The following is a 4,982-nucleotide window of genomic DNA, read 5'->3' on the forward strand; positions in this document are numbered from 1 at the left end:
GCCCGCGTCACCGATGAGGACGGCAGCGGCACGTTGATGATGTGGGTCTGGCCGACGAACTGCATGTCGGCGGAGTGCGTGACGCGGATCGTCTCCGGCTTCACCGCTTCCTTGCCGATCAGCTCTTCGCCTTCGTTCCGGTGCCGTTCCAATACGGTGCGAAGCTGTGTTTCGTCGAGCACCGCCACCGGCTGGTTGACGGTGTTGACGAAATCATGGCGCAGGTCAGCGACGACGCAGCCGAGTGCGTTGGTGATGCCCGGACGCGCCGGTACCAGCACCTTGGGCAGGCCGAGTTCGCGCGCCAGGGCCGTTGCGTGCAGCGGGCCGGCGCCGCCAAAGGCGAACAGCGCGAAATCACGAGGGTCATGGCCGCGCGATACCGAGACCATGCGGATGGCGCCCGCCATCTTCATGTTGCCGAGCCGCAGCACCGCGCCCGCCGCCTCGACGCCGGACAGGCCGGTCGCCTTGCCTATCTTGTCTTCGAAAATGCCGGTGACGCGCTCTGATGTGACGGGATTTTGGACCGCCAGCAGCTTCTTCGGCGCCAGCCGGCCGAGCACCAGATTGGCGTCGGTGATGGTCGGCTCGAGACCGCCGCGTCCGTAGCAGATCGGGCCGGGATTGGCGCCGGCACTTTCCGGACCGATCTGGATCAGGCCGGCCGCATCGACGCGGGCGATCGAGCCGCCGCCGGCGCCGACCGTGTGCACCGCCACCATCGGCACATGGATCGGCATCGCATATTCGATCTCGATCTCGTTCGAGACTGCCGGCTCGGCATTGCGGATCAGCGCCACGTCGGTCGAGGTGCCGCCCATGTCATAGGTGACGAGGTTTTCGAAGCCGGCGCGTTTTCCCGTGTAGGCGGCGGCGATGACGCCGGAGGCCGGGCCGGACATGACCGTCTTGGCCGATTCACGTGTGACGAAGCGGGCCGAGATCATGCCGCCATTGCCGTTCATGATCAGGAAGTCGCGGGCATAGCCTTTCGCGCCCAATTCCTTGCGCAGCCGCTCGACGTAGCGCTCGAGGATCGGCTGCACGGAGGCGTTGACCGAAGCGGTCACGCCGCGTTCGAATTCGCGCGCTTCCGACAGCAGCGCATGGCCTGCCGTGATGTAGCCGTTCGGCCAGAGTTCGGCGGCGATTTCGACGGCGCGCCGCTCATGTGCCGGGTTGGCGTAGGAATGCAGGAAATGGATGACGAGGGATTCGCAACCGGCCGCGATCAGCGTCTGCACGGCGTCGCGTATCTCGGTCTCGTCGAGCGGCGTGCGCACCGCGCCCGACGCTTCGACGCGCTCCGAGACTTCGAGCCTGAGATTGCGAGGAATGATCGGGACGAAGCTGCCGGTCATGCCATAGGCCTGCGGCCGCGTGCGCCGGCCCAGTTCGATCACGTCGCGAAAACCGCGCGTGGTGATCATGCCGGTTTTCGCCAGCCGGCGTTCCAGCACCGCATTGGTGGTGGTGGTCGTGCCATGCACGATGAGGTCGATGCCGCCGATCGGAAATCCGGTGGCGCCGAGTGCCGAAACCACACCGAAAGCCTGGTTGTCCACCGTGGTCGGCGTCTTGGCCAGATACACCCGGCCGCCGTCGCTTCCGTCGATCAGGAGCAGGTCGGTGAAGGTGCCGCCGACATCGATACCGGCGACGACATTTCCCCGGGAATTGCGCGCTTGCGCCGAAATATTCTCTTCCATCGTCGAAACCCGAAATGCGCGGACTACGGATATGCGCCAGTTTGGAAAGCTGTTTTAAGGGAGCATCTTGACGCAAATATCGTTTGTATACTAATAAATTCCGGACACAAGAGCTTGCCGCTTTGCAGTGTGCGAACAGCACGCCGGGACCCGAATGATCCGGGCGCGCAGGTGAAAGTTTGGCGCCCGCGTCCGTAAGCTGGGCCAGAAGGTTGGATTTGATGAACACCACATCCGCTCTCAACACCGTCGGCGCCCGACCGCTGCAGTTCCCTATACCGGCCAACGTCTATGCCGAGACCGTCGTCTCGGTGAAGCACTATACCGATCGGCTGTTCTCGTTCCGCATCACCCGTCCGCAGTCGCTGCGCTTCCGCTCCGGCGAGTTCGTCATGATCGGCCTGCCCAATGCCGAGAAGCCGGTGTACCGCGCCTATTCGGTGGCGAGCCCGGCCTGGGACGAAGAGCTGGAATTCTTCTCGATCAAGGTGCCGGATGGTCCGCTGACCTCCGAGCTGCAGAAGATCCAGGTCGGCGACACGATCATCATGCGCCAGAAGTCGACCGGCACGCTGGTGGTCGACGCGTTGACGCCGGCCAAGCGGCTGTTCATGATCTCGACCGGCACCGGCATCGCGCCTTTCGCCAGCCTGCTGCGCGACCCCGACACCTACGAGAAATTCAATCAGCTGATCCTGACCCATACCTGCCGCGACAATGCCGAGCTGACCTATGGCCAGGAACTGGTCGCGGCGCTGGAAAGCGACCCGCTGATCGGCGAGCTGACCACCGGGCGCGTCACGCTCTACAATTCGACGACCCGCGAGGAATCGGCACGCATGGGCCGCATCACCGCGCTGATCGGCTCCGGCAAGTTCTACAGCGATCTCGGCATCGACAAGCTCAACCCGGAAACCGACCGGATCATGATCTGCGGCTCGATGCATATGCTGAAGGACGTCAAGGAACTGGCCGAAAGCCTCGGCTTCGAGGAAGGTTCGCTGAGCCACCCGGCGACTTTCGTGGTCGAGCGCGCTTTCGTCGGCTGAGCCGCACCTGACATCTCGAAGTCTGCGTTTTTGACCACACGGTCAAAAACTGCTGCTTTCGCCGCCTTTTTCGGATATCACCGTCTGCAGGACTCGTGAAGTACGACTTCACGGGCTATCTTCGGCACACGTCGCTGAATGAAAGGGCAGGAGATGAGCAGCACAATCCGCGAAGCCGATGTTGGCTCGTCCAAGGTGACGCCGCTGCCGGCGCGTGCCGCCGCCAACACAGCCGTTCCACCGGACCATCGCATTGCGCGCAATCCCGGCATGAAGCTCGATCTCGGCTTCATGGAATCGGTGCGCAGCGTCAACCGCTCGGCGCTGGAACGGCGCGTCGCCAGCTTGACCAAGCGGCGCTCTATAAAGGCCGACAACCAGGCGGCCTGGCTGCTGCGCGCCGTCGCCTGCATGGATTTGACGACGCTGAATTCCAACGACACCGAGGAGCGCGTGCGCCGGCTCTGCGCCAAGGCGATCAATCCGTTCCGCCGCGACATCGTCGAGGGCCTCGGCATATCGGGTGAAACCATCCGCCCGGCCGCCGTCTGCGTCTACCATCCCTTCGTTGCCACCGCCGTCGATGCGGTGCGCGGCACCGGCATCCATGTCGCCGCCGTTTCCACCGCCTTCCCGCATGGCCTTACGCCGCTGTCGACCCGCCTGCAGGAGATCGAGGCCTCGGTCCGCGACGGCGCCGACGAGATCGACGTCGTCATCCCGCGCGGCCTGGTGTTCGGGGCCAAGTGGCGGGAGCTTTACAACGAGATCGTCTCGATGCGCGCCGCTTGCGGTGACGCGCATCTGAAGGTCATCCTCGGCACCGGCGACCTCGCAACGCTGCGCAACGTCATGCTGGCCTCGATGGTGGCGATGATGGCGGGCGCCGATTTCATCAAGACCTCGACCGGCAAGGAAAGCGTCAACGCGACGCTGCCCGTCGGCCTCGCCATGGTGCGCGCCATCAGGGCCTATTTCGAGGAAACCGGCTATCTCATCGGCTTCAAGCCGGCCGGCGGCATATCCACGGCCAAGGCCTCGCTCGACTGGCTGGTGCTGATGAAGGAAGAGCTCGGCCGGCCATGGCTGGAGCCGGACCTGTTCCGCTTCGGTGCGTCGAGCCTCTTGACCGACATCGAGCGCCAGCTCGAGCACCATCTGACCGGACACTATTCGGCCAATCATCGCCACGCGATGGCTTGAGAGATTTACCCCCACCCCGATCGGCAAGCCGATCGACCCTCCCACAAGTTGGAGGGGTGAAGGAGGCGCCCAATGAACATTCTCGACCGCTACCACGCCATGGAATACGGCCCGGCGCCGGAAGCCCGCAACGAGGCCGACGCCTGGCTTGCCGCGCGCGATTTCGGCAGGGCGCTGTTCATCGGCGGCGACTGGAAAGCCGCGTCCGGCGGCAAGACCTTCGAAACCAGCGAGCCGTCTTCCGGCAAGCTGCTGGCCAACGTATCCGACGCCAACACCGTCGACATCGATGCGGCGGTTGCGGCGGCCACCAAGGCGCTGCCGAAGTGGTCGGCAGCCTCGGGTTATCAGCGCGCCAAGGTGCTTTATGCCATCGGCCGCGCCATGCAGCGTCACCAGCGCCTGTTCGCGGTGCTTGAGACAATCGACAATGGCAAGCCGATCCGTGAAAGCCGCGACATCGACGTGCCGCTGGCGATCCGCCATTTCATCCACCATGCCGGTTGGGCGCAGGCGCTGGACAAGGATTTCGCCGGCCACAGGGGTGTCGGCGTGGTCGGCCAGATCATCCCGTGGAACTTTCCGCTGCTGATGCTGGCCTGGAAGATCGCGCCGGCGCTCGCCGCCGGCTGCACCGTGGTGCTGAAGCCGGCCGAGTTCACGCCGCTGACCGCTATCCTGTTTGCCGAGATTTGCGAACGCGCCGGCGTGCCGAAAAGCGTCGTCAACATCGTCCAGGGCGGCCCTGAGGCCGGCGTCGCCATCGTCAACCATCCCGGCATCCAGAAGATCGCCTTCACCGGTTCTTCCGAAGTCGGCAAGATCATCCGGAAAGCCACCGCCGGCTCGGGCAAGAAACTGTCGCTGGAACTTGGCGGCAAGTCGGCCTTCATCGTCTTCGAGGATGCCGATCTCGACAGCGCCGTCGAAGGCCTGGTCGATGGCATCTGGTTCAACCAGGGCCAGGTCTGCTGCGCCGGTTCGCGGCTTTTGGTGCAGGAAGGCATCGCCGACGCCC

The 4,982-nt window shown here is 64.4% G+C and carries 4 protein-coding genes; 3 read left to right on the forward strand and 1 reads right to left on the reverse strand.

Annotated elements, in window-relative coordinates:
- A partial coding sequence (locus EN750_RS18270; RefSeq protein WP_145967754.1) for a hydantoinase/oxoprolinase family protein occupies positions 1-1,712 on the reverse strand: 1,712 nt, incomplete at its 3' end.
- Positions 1,713-1,933: 221 nt separating this feature from the next.
- Here EN750_RS18270 and EN750_RS18275 point away from each other — a divergent pair.
- From EN750_RS18275 to EN750_RS18285, 3 genes are all read left to right on the forward strand, one after another.
- Positions 1,934-2,761 (forward strand): ferredoxin--NADP reductase, encoded by an 828-nt coding sequence (locus EN750_RS18275; protein ID WP_127397248.1) that lies wholly within the window; start codon positions 1,934-1,936, stop codon positions 2,759-2,761.
- A gap of 153 nt (positions 2,762-2,914) precedes the next feature.
- Complete coding sequence (gene deoC / locus EN750_RS18280) at positions 2,915-3,964, forward strand: deoxyribose-phosphate aldolase (RefSeq protein ID WP_127380899.1); 1,050 nt, start codon at positions 2,915-2,917, stop codon at positions 3,962-3,964.
- A gap of 72 nt (positions 3,965-4,036) precedes the next feature.
- Positions 4,037-4,982, forward strand: a 946-nt coding sequence (locus EN750_RS18285; protein ID WP_127397249.1) for an aldehyde dehydrogenase family protein, incomplete at its 3' end; no start/stop codon positions are given.

This window comes from Mesorhizobium sp. M7A.F.Ca.ET.027.03.2.1 (genome assembly GCF_003999175.1).
Taxonomy (GTDB): Bacteria; Pseudomonadota; Alphaproteobacteria; order Rhizobiales; family Rhizobiaceae; genus Mesorhizobium.